Source organism: Enterobacter sp. T2, from assembly GCF_010692925.1.
GTDB classification, from domain to species: Bacteria; Pseudomonadota; Gammaproteobacteria; order Enterobacterales; family Enterobacteriaceae; genus Enterobacter; species Enterobacter kobei.
Window position 1 is genome coordinate 3,950,856 of sequence record NZ_CP048736.1, and the last position, 17,812, is coordinate 3,968,667.

Here is a 17,812-nt window from a genome sequence, read left to right on the forward strand (position 1 = left end):
AAAGGGAAGAATAATGAAAAACAAAAACACACGCAGCGGAAAAATAACCACGCGCAATTTGCATAAGCGGCTCTGCCCATTATATCTGTCTTTGGCCGGCATTTTCTCGGCCCCCGTCGATGCGGCAACCACGCCTGATAATCGTCAGTCGAAAGGCCCTACCATGGGCCAGGCGGCCAACGGCACGCCCGTGGTGAATATTGCCGATCCTAATGCGAAAGGCATCTCCATGAATAAATTCAACGAATTTAACGTTGAAAAACAGGGGATGATCTTTAACAACAGCATGCAGGACGGCGTAACGAAAATTGGCGGCTATGCGGTAAAAAATGCCCAACTGCAGCACGAAGCCAGCGCCATTATCAGCGAAGTAACGGGTGCGAAAGCGTCCTACATTAACGGCACGATGGAAGTTTTCGGTAAAAAGGCCGACATCATCATTGCCAACGAAAACGGCATTAGCGTAAACGGCGCAACCACCATCAATGCCAACAGCCTGACCCTCAGCACCGGTAAAGTGCAGGCAAATAACGACGGTTCCTATAAGCTGGCGGTCGAAAAAGGGGCGGTATCCGTCACCGGTCAGGGCATTAATACCGACGGGCTGGGCTACTTTGATATCGTTAGCCGCAGCGCGCAGCTGGAAGGCGAAATTGCTGGTAAAGCAGACATCAAAGTGCTGGCGGGCCAGAACGACTACGACCTTGCGACCCGTAGCCACACCGTGCGTAACAAAGGCGACGGACGCGGTCCGGCCGTGGCTATCGACGGTAGCGCGCTTGGCTCCATGTACGGCGGCAAGATCCAGTTGATCAGCACCGAATCCGGGGCGGGCGTCCGTCATGCCGGCGGCATTATCGCCAGCAGCGATCTCGAGATTAGTGCGGATGGCGACATTACGCTCGCAAGCCTGTCGAGCGAGAAAAATATGTCGCTCTCCGGCAAGAATATCACCCTGAACAAATCCACTTCCGGCGTTCAGGCAAAAAACGACATTATCATGAACGCCCTGGCGGGCATCACGCTGAATAACGACGTGATCGCCTCAACCGGCAAAATCCGCATTGATGCCAGCTCGCTGGTGCAAAACGCCGCCTCGCTGGTAACCAACAACACCACGACCACCGTTCCGGCGATTCAGATTAACGTCGCGGGCCAGTATACCCTGAACGGCAAACTGCAGGCGCTGGACGCCAACGGCAAGGTCATTGCAGACGGCGTCGTGACGCTGAAAAACGGCGATTTCGTTGTGAAGGTCAACGGCGTTGAAGTGCCGTTTGCCTCGCTGATCTCGGATACCCAGGTGATCAGCCACAGCGGTGACGTACAGATTACCGCAGGCAGCATGAATAACGGCAGCGGCAGCGTCCTGGCGAAAAAAGGCACCCTGCAGTTCACCCTGAAAGAGGCCTTTGTGAACAGCGGCTCCGTCAGCGCGACGGGGGACCTGACGATTGCGTCCGGCTCACTGAAGAACGACGGCGTGCTGTACGCATCCAATAACCAGACGCTCCGCGTCGGCAACCTGGACAACAACGGCCGCATCTTCGCGGAAAAACGGCTGGTGATGAACGCCAGCGCGCTGAACAACCGTGGAAACATCGGTGCGACCACTGACGCACTGCAGGTCACCACGACCGGCAATTTGACCAACAGCGGCACCCTCGTGGGTGATGCGGCAGCCGTCAGCCTGAACGTCGGCGGCGACGTCGACAACAGCGGTAACATCATCAGCAACGAAAAAGATGTCTCCCTGACTGCCAGCGGTAAATCCATCAAGAACCAGGGCAAAATCGAGGGGAAAAACGTTACCCTGACCGCGTCCAACGCCGACGCGACGCTTGAAAACAGCGGTACGCTGAACGCCAGACAAAAAGCGCAGGTGAAAGCGGCGAAGCTGAATAACAACGGCGGAACCCTGAGCGCAGCGGGCGATGTTGCGCTGAACGTCAGTAAGCAATTAAATAACACCCACGGCGGCGAGATCCTGGCGGGAGAAAACCTTACGCTGGACGGCGCGCAGACGACTGCACTGACCAACGACAATAGCCGGATCCAGGGGAAAAACGTCACCCTGACCAACATGTCCACTCTTACCAACACGGGCGACGCCGTTCTGCTCGCGAGTGGGGCGATGGATCTGTCCGGCACAACAACGCTGACCAACTCAGCCTCCGGCATTCAGGCAACGTCCATCCTGCTGGACCACATCGGCACGCTGAATAACATCAGCGATGCTACCCTCTATAGCAGCGGCAATCTCACTCTGTCCAACATCGGTACCCTCACCAACGATGCGTCTCAGCTGGTTGCAGACGGTGCGCTGGCGATGCTGAACATCACAAACGTATCCAACACCAACAGCGCCGCGATCGTCGGTAGCGGCAGCATAACAATCAGCAATGTGGATACGCTCCACAACAGCAACAGTGCGGTGATCCAGTCTGAGCATGCCCTCAGCATCAACAACGTGGGTACGCTGAACAACAGCACTGACGCGGCGCTCCTCGCCTCGGGCAACATGACCCTGGACGGTGTGAATACGCTGAACAATGCCTCGGTGATCCTCAGCGATGGCAGCATTACGGTGCAGAACGGCGACACGCTGCACAATAACGGCGTCGTGCAGGCGGGCACCGATCTGATTATCCGCAATATCCGCAGCCTGATGAACGACGGGAGCGACCATGTGCTCATGGCCCTGCGTAACCTGACGATCGAGGATGTGGATTCCCTGACCAACTCCAGCCAGGCGGCGATCACGGCCAGCATGAACACGGTGCTGAACGCCGTTGGCGTACTGACTAACCTCTCCGGTGGGGTGATTCAGGCCGTTGATGGGGCGTTAACCGTCGCGGCAAATTCACTCCTCAACAGCGGCAGTGAAAATGGTTCGAATTCGACTCTGGTGGCGGGCGGCGATGTGACCGTGACGTCAGAGAATGTGACCAACGAGAGTGGCGCGGCCATTGTCTCGACGGATAACAACCTGACGCTGAACGTGAAGAACACCCTTAACAACAGCGATGAAGCCGTGCTCGCAGGGGCAAAAACGACCTCGCTGAATGTTCAGACAGGCAACATCAAAAACACCACTGAAGCAGTCATTGCGGGCACAAATATTGCAGTTGCGACCAAAAACCTGCAAAACGATGCCAACGCCTCCATCACCGCCGACCGGGATCTGCAGCTGACTCTCGCCAGCCTGAACAACACGGCCGGTATTCTTGAGGCCGGACGCGATCTCACGCTTAGCGTTGACAACAGCCTGACCCTCGACGCCAATAACCAGAATATCTACGCCGGACGCGCGATGGCGATCGCCACGCACGGCGACTTTACCAATAGCACCCAGATGGAAGCGATTGGCGATTTGACCGTGAATGCAGACGGTAATTTCACCAACGCCGTCTCTATCGTGACCGGAGGCGATCTCAACGTCACCGCGGGCAATATCACCAACAATGCCGGTAGCCTGCTGTGGACGATGGGCGATATGAGTCTGGAAGCCCGTAACGGTACTTTCTTCAACGGCGTGTCGGGTAACGTGCTCAGCATGGGCGATATGTCGATTATCGCGAAGGAGATCCATAACCAGGCCGGGATCATTCGCGCAGAGAAGGATGTGAATTTAGACGCGGAATCCATCAGAAACGAAAGTAGCTATACCGGCGACGAAATCTCCATGACGGGTTATCAGAACGCCAGTGCGGTATATAGCACCGTAGAGCATCTCGCGACGAAATCTAACACCATGATTAACTTCTCAATGCCGGTTGTGACCTCGGGATTGAGACTGGATCATCAGGCCGAGATCAGCGCGGGCGGCAACATTAATATCAACCAGCGCAATATCTACGACAGAAAACAGATTACAAACAAAGGTGGTCTGATTCAGGCAGCGAAAGATATTACGGTTACCGGTGATATCTACAACTCACCGGAATACGGTGAAATGTCCATTTATGATTATCTGCAGCTGCCGTTAGAGATGCAGGGCGGGCTCACCTATCAGTGGCATTTAGGCGCCTATCATACGTCAACGTGGAACTTTGATACCCTTTACCAGTTCCTCGACTTCGAGTTTGGCAATGGCGCAGCGGCCGGTAAGACAGGCAGTGATGACCCTGAAAAAGCGCTCTGGTACAACGCCGTCGTGATGACCGGCAACGAGTCCACGCTTTTCAACAAAATGATGTCCGACATCTTCGGTGAAACCTGGCAAACCACCGACTACGGTACAATGTGCGGTATCTGGGCGAGCGTAACAGCCTCCAATAATGAGGCATTAAAAAACAATAAAACCTACTTCGTCCCTTCTGAAAAAGGTGAGATCACCGCGGGCGGTAACTTTACGCATAACGGCGGCACGCTGGATAACGGTATTGCGGACGCTGGGGTGATTAACAGCCACAGCGACGTAAGCGATATCGACGTGGGTGAATACACCGTGGATACGGTCATTGCCGGTTACGATGTCCAGGTGAATACCAAAAAAATTGACGAGCTGGCGATGGGCATTAGCCCGATGCCAACCATCAAGGATATGGTCTCCATTCCGGGCATGTTTGAAGTCTCAACCGACTTTAAGAAAACCGCCGAAGCGGAAAAAAATGGCACGGCTTATCCGGGGCCAGCCAACAATATCGTTCCGATCTTTGAAACGCGTCCGTCAATGATCGATCAGAGCGCTTACACAGGATCGGATTACTTCTTCGATCAGGTGGGCTATGACCCGCAGAAGCCGGTTAACGTTATTGGTGATAACTACTTCACCTCAGAATTGATCCGCCGTGAGATCAACAGCTCGGTGGGCAGTTTCTTTTCGATCCGTGATGGTCTGGAAGGCGACGCGCTGGTGCAGGCCCTGATGGACAATGCAGGCGTGGCCGCACAGGACAGCGAGCTGGGGCTGGTTGTCGGTCAATCCCTGACCGAGGAGCAGCGCAACGGACTGGACGCCGATATCGTCTGGTTCGTCAATCAGACGGTGAACGGAGTGGACGTGATGGTCCCGGTCGTGTACCTGTGCCCTGAAACGCTTCGTCAGATGGAGAGCGGAGACGTTAACGGCGGCACCGCGACCGTTCATGCCGGTGGCGATATGAACGTCGACGCGAACAGCATCAATAACGCCAACGGTACAATCTCATCCAAAGGCGACATGACGCTGGTCTCTGATGGGGATATCAACAACGTTAGCAACGGCATGAGCGCGGGTATCTCTGCGGGCGGCGACATCAATATGTCCAGCACCAGCGGCAATATCAATAACAACGGCGCGGCGATTAACGCTGAGGGCGACGTGAACATGTCCGCAGCTCAGGGTGACATCACCATGACGGCCAGCGTAGGGCGCGATGAGAGCGGCAAGCAGGTGATCCACGCCTTTGAGGACGGCGTTACCGCAGGCGGCAGCATTAACATGGAGGCTAAATCCATCACCTCCAACGCGTCGGATATTACGGCGGGTCAGGATGTAAGCATGAAGGCCACCGACGGCGACGTCACCTTCAATGACCTGCATGAAATTGACGCCACGCGTATCATTGATAACGACGTCAGAAGCGCGCTCAACTACACGATGTCTGATACCTCAACCACCACGGGCAAAGCCATTGGCGCGAATGTTTCCGCTGGCGGCAACATGAGTATCGAGGCCAAAAACGACGTAGTGATGGAAGGGGGGACCTACAACGCCCAGACCGGCAGCATCACCGCTGAAAATGACGTGACGATCAAAACGTCCCAGGACGTTGCTCACGAAGAACAGCACAGCTCGTCACGCGAGTTTGTCATCAGCGCGGGCGTCAGCGGCGGCGGCCAGTCGGTTAACACCAGCTACGGCACCATGGACGGCGGCAGCACCGAAACGACCTCCGGCGACTATGTCAGCGCAGGATCAGAATCCGACACCTCTGCAATCGGCAAGAAGCCTGGCCGTGCGCCGGTGAATGATACGGCTGGCTTCACGTTTGGCATGAGCACCTCCAGTGACTCGTCCGTCACCGACAGCAAAAAGAACACCAATGCCGCAATCAACTTTGGCCAGTCCGGGACGATTGAAGCCGGTAAGACCGCTGACATCGGCGGGGCGGATCTCAGCGCGGGCGACGCCCTGACCATCAACGCCGAGGACGTCGCGACCACGAAATATGAAGATGAGATGAAAAACACCTCATCCCATAAAGCGACGTCGTTTGGTATCACGGGTGAAGCCCACAGCACCCTTGTAGATACCTTTGATAAAGCCGGTAACCTGATTGAAAAAGGCACCGAAGGCCAGACTGCCAACGCCGGAACAACGGCTGCGGAAGTGCTGGGCGAGGCCTCTAACCTGCTGCTTAACGATCTGGCTGGCGGTTCCGTTACCATTGGCGGCAGTTCGTCTAAATCGCACTCAACCTCCACCTCCACGGCGGAAAACATTAACCACATCAGCGCCAATAACGTTTCGATCAATACCAAAAAAGACACCACGTTGAACGGAACAGACATTAGCGGCCAGAACGTTGAAATTAACGCAGGCGGCGATGTGAACATGAATGCGGCGAAATCCACATCCAGCTACAGCAACACCACCGAGGAGCACTCGGCGGGCATCTCGGCTGGCGTGGGCGTGGATCTCTCCGGCGTGAGCGGCGGCGCGTCTGTCGACTACAGCGGCAGCAAAGAGACCGGAACAGGCAACAGCACCAGCTACACCAACAGCACCATTACGGCAGGCGACGTCAAAATTAAGTCCGGCGGCGACATGACCATGAGCGGTGCCAACATTGATGCCAATACCGCGGACGTGGATGTTGCAGGGGATATGACCGTGAACTCCCTTCAGGATACGGTTCACACGGACAACGAGCGTGCCAACTGGGGTGCATCCGTCGGTGTAGCCGTGTCGACGAAAGGCGTGATGCCTACCGGGGCCGTTAACGGCGGCGGCGGCTCAGAGGCTTATGACTCGGCAACCACCGCGAAGCAGTCCGGCATTCACACCACGGGGGACGTGCAGGTGAAAACCGGCGGCGACCTCAACATGGCGGGGGCCAATATCGTCTCTGATAATGGCACCGGTAACGTCAACGTTGCGGGCAATATCAACGCCAAAGACCTGCAAGATACCGTTGAGCAGGACGGCCTGTACGGCGGTGGCGGCGTAGGTATCGGTGGTTTGCCGGGTAAAAAAGGCGGCATTCCATCGGCTAACATCTACGTGGATACGGTCGATGAGATCCACCGTAACGAAACGCAGAAATCCACCATTTCCGTGGGGGGCACCACCAGCAAAGGTACGACTGGCGAGATCAACACCAACAAGGATGAGATGTCCGTTGTCACCCGTGACGAAAAAGAAGCGGGCAACAATATCTCCTATACCCTTGCGGATCCTGGCATCGGTAAGAAGAAAAAAGGCAGTTACGACGTCGATACGCCGAGCGACCACCACAATAGCGGCTCGTCGAAGCATTCGAGCGATGGCACCAGGAAGAAAGAGGTTACGCCAGCGAAACCTGCGCACAGCGAAGATGTGCCAGCCGTTACGCCGTCGAAAGCCGACAATCTGAAGCCTGCGCCGAAACCGGCTGACAGTACGAAGAAGACGGATACCACCCCGTCTAAAACCACGCACAGCGAAGAGGCACCTGCCGTTACGCCGTCGAAAGCGGACGATCTGAAGCCTACACCAAAACCGGCTGACAGCGCGAAGAAGACGGATACCACCCCGTCTGAAACCGCGCACAGCGAAGCAGTGCCGGCCGTTACGCCGTCGAAAGCGGATGACCTGAAGCCTGCACCGAAACCGGCTGACAGCACGACGAAGACGGATACCACCCCGTCTGAAACCGCGCACAGCGAAGCGGTGCCTGCCGTTACGCCGTCGAAAGCGGACGATCTGAAGCCTGCGCCGAAACCGGCTGACAGCACAACGCCGAAGAAAAAATGGGACGTTCCAAATACGAATTACCCAACGCTTTCTCCGGGTTCTGCAACCGGTAAAACCGGCAAAGATATGCCGAAAACGCCTGAGCACAGAAAGTGGAACGGCGACATGACCAACGGCGTGGCGCCGTCGAGCAACCCGAAAGGCACCGACGTCAAGCTCTCGCCAGGTTCCTCCACCGGTCAGACCGGCATGGACATGCCGAAAACGCCTGAGCACAAGCAGTGGAACGGCGACATGACCAACGGTGTCACGCCGTCGAGCAACCCGAAAGGCACCGACGTCAAGCTCTCGCCAGGTTCCTCCACCGGTCAGACCGGCATGGACATGCCGAAAACGCCTGAGCACAAGCAGTGGAACGGCGACATGACCAACGGTGTCACGCCGTCGAGCAACCCGAAAGGCACCGACGTCAAGCTCTCGCCAGGTTCCTCCACCGGTCAGACCGGCATGGACATGCCGAAAACGCCTGAGCACAAGCAGTGGAACGGCGACATGACCAACGGTGTCACGCCGTCGAGCAACCCGAAAGGCACCGACGTCAAGCTCTCGCCAGGTTCCTCCACCGGTCAGACCGGCATGGACATGCCGAAAACGCCTGAGCACAAGCAGTGGAACGGCGACATGACCAACGGTGTCACGCCGTCGAGCAACCCGAAAGGCACCGACGTCAAGCTCTCGCCAGGTTCCTCCACCGGTCAGACCGGCATGGACATGCCGAAAACGCCTGAGCACAAGCAGTGGAACGGCGACATGACCAACGGCGTGGCGCCGTCGAGCAACCCGAAAGGCACCGACGTCAAGCTCTCGCCGGGTTCATCCACCGGTCAGACCGGCATGGACATGCCGAAAACGCCTGAGCACAAGCAGTGGAACGGCGATATGAGCGCAACAGCGCAGCCGAAGCAGTGGCTGCCGCTGATGACGGAAACGCCAATTAATATCTATGCGAAGGTGATCATTACGTTCGAGGATGAACAGCTGAGTTAACCGCCCTCCCCCGTCGTTCACCGGCGGGGTTTTCATGTAGCCATAAAAAAAGGGTCTGACCGCGGTCAGACCCTTTTCATATTCAGCTGGCGGAATAATTACTCGTCTTCGAGATAAGTATATCCGTACAGCCCCGCCTCAAACTCTTCCAGGAACTGCTGCTGCAATGCATCGTCGAGACCGGTGTTTTTCACCTGGTCGCGGAACTGGGTCAGCAGCGTTTTCGGATCGAGCTGAACGTATTCCAGCATGTCTGCCACGGTATCCCCCTCGTCAGACAGCTCAACTTCCACGCTGCCGTCAGGGAAGACAAACACGTCAACCGCTTCGGTATCACCGAACAGGTTGTGCATGTTGCCGAGGATCTCCTGGTACGCCCCGACCATAAAGAAGCCCAGCATCGGCGGGTTCTCCGGGTCGTACTCCGGCATTGGCATGGTGGTGGCGATACCGTCGCCGTCAACGTAGTGGTCGATAGCACCGTCGGAGTCACAGGTGATGTCCAGCAGCACCGCGCGACGTTCCGGGGCGTGGTTCAGCCCTTCCAGCGGCAGAACCGGGAACAGTTGGTCGATACCCCATGCATCCGGCATCGACTGGAACAGCGAGAAGTTGACGTAAATCTTATCCGCCATACGTTCCTGCAGCTCGTCGATAATCGGACGGTGCGCGCGGTTGCTCGGGTCGAGCTGCTTTTGCACTTCATGGCACATGTTCAGATAAAGCTGCTCCGCCCACGCACGCTCCTGCAGGCTGAAGGTGCCTGACGAGTAGCCGACGTGAATATCGTGCAGATCCATCTGGCTGTCGTGCAGCCATTCGCGCAGGGAGCGACGCGTGCCCGGCTCGTGCATCTCCTGCCAGGTTTCCCACATGCTTTGCAGGGAACGCGGTGCATCATCCTGCGGCGGCGTCGCTTCGGAAATTTCGCTACGCTCAACGCCGATGATATTAGAGACCAGCACCGTATGGTGCGCGGTCACCGCGCGACCGGATTCGGTGATCACCGTCGGGTGCGGCAGGCCGTGCTCTTCACAGGCATCACCGATCGCCCAGATGATGTTATTGGCGTATTCATTCAGACCGTAGTTCACCGAGCAGTCAGACTGCGAGCGGGTCCCTTCGTAGTCCACGCCCAGGCCACCGCCCACGTCGAAGCACTGAATATTCACGCCAAGCTTGTGCAGCTCAACGTAAAAACGGGCTGATTCACGCACGCCGGTGGCGATATCGCGAATATTGGCCATCTGCGAACCGAGGTGGAAGTGCAGGAGCTGAATGCTGTCCAGACGACCGCGCTCGCGCAGAATCTCCACCAGTTGCAGTACCTGGTTCGCCGCGAGGCCGAATTTGGATTTTTCACCGCCGGAGGACTGCCATTTACCGGAACCCTGAGACGCCAGACGCGCACGCACGCCGAGGCGTGGCACCACGTTAAGACGTTCAGCCTCTTCCAGCACGATCGCGATTTCAGTCATCTTCTCGATAACCAGATAGACCTTGTGGCCCATCTTCTCGCCAATCAGCGCCAGACGAATGTACTCACGGTCTTTGTAGCCGTTACAGACAATGACCGAACGGGTCATGCCCGCATGCGCCAGAACCGCCATCAGCTCCGCTTTGGAGCCGGCTTCGAGGCCCAGCGGCTCGCCGGAGTGGATAAGGGACTCAATCACGCGGCGGTGCTGGTTCACCTTAATCGGGTAAACCAGGAAGTAGTCGCCTTTATAGCCGTAGGATTCACGCGCGCGCTTGAAGGCGGCGTTAATAGAACGCAGGCGATGTTGCAGGATCTGCGGGAAGCAGAACAGTGCAGGCAAACGCTGGCCCTGTGCTTCACGGGCTTTCACCAGTTTGGCGAGGTCCACGCGCGCTTCAGGGACGTCCGGATCCGGGCAAACGCTGATGTGGCCCAGTTCGTTGACGTCGTAGTAGTTATTGCCCCACCAGGCAATATTGTATGTGCGCAGCATCTTGCTGGCTTCCTGGGAGCTCATCGCAACCTCCTGCATAGAACGTAGTACACCCTGTTCGCCCGCTGACGAAGGCGAAAAAGAAGACATGTCGTCAGACATAGCGAACCTCAACTCTTTGTATTAAGTGTAAAACAGTTGACTACTATCGCAGCGTTATACGGCGATAACAACCCATAAACGGCTCCGTTTCCCAGCAGAGTATGCTGAAATCCAGACCGTGCGACCGGTTTCTTATTCATATCATTGTAAAACACGTATCCGAACTCTGTATGACAAGGTTCGGCGAAACCACGAGAAAACTCTTGTATTAACAAGAGCGCCCTTGTTCAGTTTTCACACAGCCTGACCGGCCCTGGAATCCTGAGAAGCGCCGAGATGGGTATAACATCGGCAGGTTTGCAGACTAGAAATGCGGGTTGCGGGAATCAAATGCGCGCCAGAACGGCTGCGCTGAATTAGCGGAAAACGATGGTTCATTATCTCGTATCACCTCCACGGCCGCCTCTGCTGAAACGGACCCCAAGCCAAAGCTAAAAGTTCACTGCTTAACCCGGCTGGAAGTGGCGACTCGATGAGTTCATCGAGCGCTTATTTTGTATGAGCCGCGCGCCGCGTTTTATACCGAGAAGGGGGCTAAAAAGCAAAACAAAAATGCGTGGGTTGCCAGCGCCGTCAGGAAAAATTTCCAGCAGACATTTCAACGCCGTGAGAGATGAATCAAAAAAAACTGGAAATCGGGCGAAGATGTGACCTAAAATAGCCATCCAGATGTTAATCCATCTATACTGATTAACACTCATACTGCCAGTGTCAAAAACCTGCAGGCCTTGGTAGAATTATCTCCTTTGGCTATTCCACACAGCAGCTTGAGCTAACCAAATTCCTCTTAGGTGAAATAAAACATGGCAAAACACCTGTTTACGTCCGAGTCCGTATCAGAAGGACATCCTGATAAAATTGCTGACCAAATCTCCGATGCGGTGCTGGATGCGATCCTGGCGCAGGATCCTAAAGCGCGCGTCGCGTGCGAAACCTATGTCAAAACTGGCATGGTTCTGGTTGGCGGTGAGATCACCACCAGCGCATGGGTTGATATCGAAGAGATCACCCGTAACACGGTGCGTGAAATCGGTTATGTGCATTCTGATATGGGCTTTGATGCCAATTCTTGCGCGGTGCTGAGCGCCATTGGCAAACAGTCTCCAGACATCAACCAGGGCGTTGACCGTGCCGATCCACTGGAACAGGGCGCGGGCGACCAGGGCCTGATGTTTGGCTACGCGACCAACGAAACCGACGTGCTGATGCCAGCCCCGGTCACCTACGCGCACCGTCTGGTACAGCGTCAGGCTGAAGTACGCAAAAACGGCACCCTGCCGTGGCTGCGCCCGGATGCAAAAAGCCAGGTCACCTTCCAGTACGATGACGGCAAAATCGTTGGCATCGATGCGGTGGTACTGTCTACCCAGCATTCCGAAGAGATTGACCAGAAATCCCTGCAAGAAGCAGTGATGGAAGAGATCATCAAGCCGGTTCTGCCGACCGAATGGCTGAGCTCTGCGACCAAATTCTTCATCAACCCAACCGGACGCTTTGTTATCGGCGGCCCAATGGGTGACTGCGGTCTGACCGGACGTAAAATCATCGTTGATACCTACGGCGGCATGGCACGTCACGGCGGCGGTGCGTTCTCTGGTAAAGATCCGTCTAAAGTTGACCGCTCTGCGGCATACGCGGCACGTTATGTTGCGAAAAACATCGTTGCTGCCGGCCTGGCTGACCGCTGTGAGATTCAGGTTTCTTACGCCATCGGCGTGGCTGAGCCAACCTCCATCATGGTTGAAACCTTCGGTACCGAGAAAGTGCCTTCAGAACAGCTGACCCTGCTGGTACGCGAGTTCTTCGACCTGCGTCCATACGGACTGATTCAGATGCTGGATCTGCTGCACCCAATCTACAAAGAAACCGCGGCATACGGTCACTTTGGTCGTGAACATTTCCCATGGGAAAAAACCGACAAAGCCGCCCTGCTGCGTGAAGCTGCCGGTCTGAAATAATCGACTGACAAGAGCGTTAAAAAAGCCAGCCTTTGTGCTGGCTTTTTTTGTGTTTGGAACCGCTTACACGCCAGTCCATGTACCTCGCTTTCGGAATAATCTCTTTGCGTGATGGCATTTCTTGTGCTGTTACATTTCCTTTCAGTTAAGTCTGAAATGTATTCTTTCGCGATGCATATCACCTCATTTACCTCTATATTTTCAAAGCTTTAATAATTTTTACGGTTACACACCAGTGTAACCGATTACACCAATGTGATTAATCTCACATATTTTTACGGGTCACTCACCTACCCTTAACATCAATAAAACTGATAACCCAACTGGAGGGCATAATGCCTGACAATAAAAAACAGGGGCGTACGTCCAACAAGGCGATGACATTCTTCGTCTGCTTCCTCGCCGCCCTGGCAGGTTTACTTTTTGGCCTGGATATCGGCGTGATTGCTGGCGCCCTTCCCTTCATCGCAGACGAATTCCAGATTAACGCGCATACCCAGGAATGGGTGGTCAGCTCGATGATGTTTGGCGCAGCGGTTGGTGCTGTCGGCAGCGGCTGGCTCTCCTTCAAGCTCGGACGTAAAAAGAGCCTGATGATTGGTGCCATTCTCTTCGTCGCCGGTTCACTCTTCTCTGCTGCCGCTCCTAACGTTGAAGTGCTTATTCTTTCCCGCGTACTGCTGGGGCTGGCCGTCGGCGTCGCGTCCTACACCGCCCCGCTCTATCTCTCTGAAATTGCGCCAGAGAAAATTCGCGGCAGTATGATTTCGATGTACCAGTTGATGATCACCATCGGTATTCTCGGGGCTTATCTTTCCGATACCGCGTTCAGCTACAGCGGGGCATGGCGCTGGATGCTTGGCGTGATCATCATCCCGGCCATTTTGCTGCTGATTGGCGTCTTCTTCCTGCCGGACAGCCCACGCTGGTTTGCCGCAAAGCGCCGCTTCCACGATGCCGAACGGGTGCTGCTGCGCCTGCGCGACACCAGTGCGGAGGCGAAAAACGAGCTGGAAGAGATCCGCGAAAGCCTGAAGGTGAAGCAGTCTGGCTGGGCGCTGTTTAAAGAGAACAGCAACTTCCGTCGCGCAGTATTCCTCGGCGTGCTGCTGCAGGTGATGCAACAGTTCACCGGGATGAACGTCATCATGTATTACGCGCCAAAAATCTTTGAGCTGGCGGGTTATACCAACACCACCGAGCAGATGTGGGGCACCGTCATCGTCGGCCTGACAAACGTGCTGGCGACCTTTATCGCGATCGGCCTGGTGGACCGCTGGGGACGTAAACCTACCCTGACGCTGGGCTTCCTGGTCATGGCGATCGGTATGGGCGTGCTGGGCACCATGATGCACGTCGGCATCCACTCCCCAACCGCACAGTATTTTGCGGTAGGCATGCTGCTGATGTTTATCGTCGGGTTCGCGATGAGCGCCGGTCCGCTGATTTGGGTACTGTGTTCTGAGATCCAGCCGCTGAAAGGGCGTGATTTTGGTATCACCTGCTCAACTGCAACCAACTGGATTGCCAACATGATTGTCGGCGCGACGTTCCTGACCATGCTCAATACCCTGGGCAATGCCAACACCTTCTGGGTCTACGCCGGCCTGAACATCTTCTTTATTGTGTTGACCATCTGGCTGGTTCCAGAAACCAAACATGTTTCACTGGAACATATTGAACGTAACCTGATGAAAGGTCGTCCACTGCGCGAAATCGGCGCACACGACTAATCCTCCTGCGGGAGGCGCCTCTTGCGCCTCCCCGCTTCGCGCTTTATGCTCTGCCCCTATGAAAGCTCCCCGTCTCCCCATCGCCCTTCAGCAAGCCGTTATGCGCAGCCTGCGGGAAAAACTCGCCCAGGCGAACCTGAAGCTCGGTCGGAATTACCCTGAACCGAAGCTCGTCTATCAGCAGCGTGGCACCGCGGCGGGTACTGCCTGGCTGGAATCGTATGAGATCCGCCTGAACCCGGTGTTGATGATGGAAAACCAGCAGGCGTTTATTGAGGAAGTGGTGCCGCATGAGCTGGCTCACCTCCTGGTGTGGAAACATTTTGGTCGCGTCGCGCCGCACGGAAAAGAGTGGAAGTGGATGATGGAGGCAGTACTGGGCGTTCCGGCGCGCAGAACTCATCAGTTCGAGCTGGAATCTGTACGTCGCAATACGTTCCCTTACCGCTGCCAGTGTCAGCAGCATCAGCTTACCGTCCGCCGCCATAATCGCGTGGTCCGCGGCGAGGCGACCTACCGCTGCGTCAAATGCGGCGAACCGCTGATTGCGGAGTAATCATTTGAACATTCAGGAACTTTCCTGATCTGACTGATTGCATACAGGAAAAACATTCGTTACGTTGCGGGCTCGTTTTGACACGGAGTGTAAGATGTCCCGTAATTTTTCTCTCGCGGTCGCCTTTCTGACGACAGCGTTCTCAGGCCATGCTCTGGCCGATGGTATCAACAGTTTTTCCCAGGCCAAGGCAGCAGGCGTGAAGGTGAACGCCGATGTGCCGGGCGATTTCTACTGCGGCTGTAAAATTAACTGGCAGGGTAAAAAAGGGGTCGTGGACCTGGAGTCCTGCGGCTATAAGGTGCGTAAAAACGAAAACCGCGCCAGCCGCATCGAATGGGAACATGTCGTTCCGGCATGGCAGTTTGGCCACCAGCGCCAGTGCTGGCAGGATGGCGGTCGTAAAAACTGTTCTAAAGATCCTGTCTACCGCCAGATGGAAAGCGATATGCATAACCTGCAGCCCGCCGTGGGTGAAGTGAACGGTGACCGCGGCAACTTTATGTACAGCCAGTGGAACGGTGGCGAAGGCCAATATGGCCAGTGCGGCATGAAGGTGGATTTTAAAGAAAAAGTCGCCGAGCCGCCTGCCCGTGCGCGCGGCAGCATCGCCCGCACCTACTTCTACATGCGTGACCGCTACGACCTCAACCTCTCCCGTCAGCAGACGCAGTTGTTCAATGCGTGGGATAAGCAATATCCGGTGACGGAGTGGGAATGTCAGCGCGACGAACGCATCGCCAGAGTCCAGGGGAATCATAACCCGTACGTCCAGCGGGCTTGCCAGGCGCAAAAGAGCTAACCTACACTACGGCAATTCGCTTATCTCGCATGACATATGGAATTTCTGACTATGCGCATTCCTCGCATTTACCACCCTGAACTGATTACCGCAGGTCGCGAAATCGCCCTGTCTGACGATGCCGCCAACCACGTTGGCCGCGTGCTGCGCATGGGGGCTGGCCAGGCAATACAGCTTTTCGACGGCTCTAATCAGGTTTTCGAGGCGGAAATCACCCGGGCGGATAAAAAAAGCGTGCATGTGAATGTGTTGCGCGGTGAAGTGGACGATCGTGAATCGCCGCTGCACATCCACCTGGGCCAGGTCATGTCCCGCGGGGAAAAGATGGAATTCACCATTCAAAAATCCATTGAGCTGGGTGTAAGCCTCATTACGCCACTTTTTTCCGAGCGCTGTGGCGTTAAACTGGATGCGGAACGTCTGAACAAAAAGATCCAGCAGTGGCAGAAAATTGCCATTGCGGCGTGTGAACAGAGCGGCCGCAACCGCATACCGGAGATCCGCCCGGCAATGGACCTGGAGGACTGGTGTGCCGAAGAGGAGAGCGGACTGAAGCTCAATCTTCATCCGCGCGCCAGCGCCAGCATTAATACGCTGCCGCTGCCCGTTGAACGTGTACGCCTGCTGATTGGCCCCGAAGGCGGCCTGTCGGCGGACGAAATTGCGATGACGGCGCGTTACCAGTTTACTGATATTCTGTTGGGACCTCGCGTTCTGCGCACTGAGACAACGGCACTCACGGCCATTACCGCGCTACAGGTACGGTTTGGCGATCTGGGTTGAAGTATAAACGGAGAAGAACATGATTAAGCTCGGCATCGTGATGGACCCCATCGCAAACATTAACATCAAGAAAGATTCCAGCTTCGCTATGTTGCTGGAAGCGCAGCGTCGCGGCTATGAGCTCCACTATATGGAGATGAACGATCTTTACCTGATCAACGGTGAAGCCCGCGCGCGTACCCGCATCGTTAACGTCGAGCAGAACTACGACAAATGGTACGAGTTTGGCACCGAGCAGGATATTGCCCTGGCCGATCTCAACGTTATTCTGATGCGTAAAGATCCGCCGTTCGACACCGAATACATCTACTCCACCTATATCCTTGAGCGTGCCGAAGAGAAAGGGACGCTGATCGTCAATAAGCCGCAGAGCCTGCGCGACTGCAACGAGAAGCTTTATACCGCCTGGTTCTCAGACCTGACGCCTGAAACGCTGGTGACCCGCAGCAAAGCTCAGCTGAAGGAGTTCTGGCAAAAACACGGCGATATCATCATGAAGCCGCTGGACGGCATGGGCGGCGCGTCTATTTTCCGCGTGAAGGAAGGCGACCCGAACATTGGCGTGATTGCCGAAACCCTGACCGAACTGGGTACCCGCTACTGCATGGCCCAGAACTATCTGCCCGCCATTAAAGATGGCGACAAACGCGTTCTGGTCGTGGATGGCGAACCCGTACCTTACTGCCTGGCACGTATCCCACAGGGTGGCGAAACGCGCGGTAACCTGGCGGCCGGTGGACGCGGTGAGCCGCGCCCGTTGACAGAAAGCGACTGGGAAATTGCCCGCCGCGTTGGCCCAACGCTTAAAGCCAAAGGCCTGATCTTTGTTGGCCTGGACATCATTGGCGATCGCCTGACGGAAGTGAACGTCACCAGCCCAACCTGCATTCGCGAAATCGAAGCGGAGTTCCCGATCTCGATCACCGGAATGCTGATGGACGCTATCGAAAAACGTTTACAGAAATAATCTGTGACA

At 55.8% G+C, this 17,812-nt stretch carries 11 protein-coding genes; 7 read left to right on the forward strand and 4 right to left on the reverse strand.

What is annotated here, in order from left to right; all coding sequences use genetic code 11:
• The first annotated feature begins 13 nt into the window (after window positions 1-13).
• Window positions 14-8,929, forward strand: a complete 8,916-nt coding sequence (locus G0034_RS18925; protein WP_286079221.1) for a two-partner secretion domain-containing protein — start codon at window positions 14-16, stop codon at window positions 8,927-8,929.
• Between the two features lie 98 nt (window positions 8,930-9,027).
• Here the strand turns inward: G0034_RS18925 and speA are convergent, their stop codons facing one another.
• From speA to G0034_RS18950, 4 genes are all read right to left on the reverse strand, one after another.
• The gene (speA, locus tag G0034_RS18930; RefSeq protein WP_014885182.1) at window positions 9,028-11,004 is read right to left on the reverse strand and encodes a biosynthetic arginine decarboxylase; all 1,977 of its coding nucleotides are present in this window, start codon (window positions 11,002-11,004) and stop codon (window positions 9,028-9,030) included.
• A gap of 8 nt (window positions 11,005-11,012) precedes the next feature.
• Window positions 11,013-11,144 carry an acid stress response protein YqgB gene (gene yqgB, locus G0034_RS18935; protein ID WP_127312443.1) on the reverse strand — a complete coding sequence of 44 codons (132 nt, stop codon included), beginning with the start codon at window positions 11,142-11,144 and terminating at the stop codon, window positions 11,013-11,015.
• Window positions 11,145-11,238: 94 nt separating this feature from the next.
• Window positions 11,239-11,382, reverse strand: a complete 144-nt coding sequence (gene yqgG, locus G0034_RS23695) for a small protein YqgG (RefSeq protein ID WP_418251728.1) — start codon at window positions 11,380-11,382, stop codon at window positions 11,239-11,241.
• 68 nt (window positions 11,383-11,450) lie between these two features.
• Complete coding sequence (locus G0034_RS18950; RefSeq protein WP_179121192.1) at window positions 11,451-11,669, reverse strand: hypothetical protein; 219 nt, start codon at window positions 11,667-11,669, stop codon at window positions 11,451-11,453.
• Between the two features lie 138 nt (window positions 11,670-11,807).
• Here G0034_RS18950 and metK point away from each other — a divergent pair, with 138 nt between their 5' ends.
• The 6 genes from metK (at window position 11,808) to gshB (ending at window position 17,803) form a co-directional block, all read left to right on the forward strand.
• Window positions 11,808-12,962 carry a methionine adenosyltransferase gene (gene metK / locus G0034_RS18955; protein ID WP_014885184.1) on the forward strand — a complete coding sequence of 385 codons (1,155 nt, stop codon included), beginning with the start codon at window positions 11,808-11,810 and terminating at the stop codon, window positions 12,960-12,962.
• A 335-nt stretch (window positions 12,963-13,297) separates the two neighbouring features.
• Complete coding sequence (galP, locus tag G0034_RS18960) at window positions 13,298-14,695, forward strand: galactose/proton symporter (protein WP_014885185.1); 1,398 nt, start codon at window positions 13,298-13,300, stop codon at window positions 14,693-14,695.
• Window positions 14,696-14,753: 58 nt separating this feature from the next.
• Window positions 14,754-15,251 (forward strand): SprT family zinc-dependent metalloprotease, encoded by a 498-nt coding sequence (locus G0034_RS18965; protein WP_014885186.1) that lies wholly within the window; start codon window positions 14,754-14,756, stop codon window positions 15,249-15,251.
• A gap of 94 nt (window positions 15,252-15,345) precedes the next feature.
• The gene (gene endA, locus G0034_RS18970) at window positions 15,346-16,053 is read left to right on the forward strand and encodes a deoxyribonuclease I (RefSeq protein WP_014885187.1); all 708 of its coding nucleotides are present in this window, start codon (window positions 15,346-15,348) and stop codon (window positions 16,051-16,053) included.
• 51 nt (window positions 16,054-16,104) lie between these two features.
• Window positions 16,105-16,836 carry a 16S rRNA (uracil(1498)-N(3))-methyltransferase gene (gene rsmE, locus G0034_RS18975; RefSeq protein ID WP_014885188.1) on the forward strand — a complete coding sequence of 244 codons (732 nt, stop codon included), beginning with the start codon at window positions 16,105-16,107 and terminating at the stop codon, window positions 16,834-16,836.
• Between the two features lie 19 nt (window positions 16,837-16,855).
• The gene (gene gshB / locus G0034_RS18980) at window positions 16,856-17,803 is read left to right on the forward strand and encodes a glutathione synthase (protein ID WP_023331278.1); all 948 of its coding nucleotides are present in this window, start codon (window positions 16,856-16,858) and stop codon (window positions 17,801-17,803) included.
• Window positions 17,804-17,812: the final 9 nt, after the last annotated feature.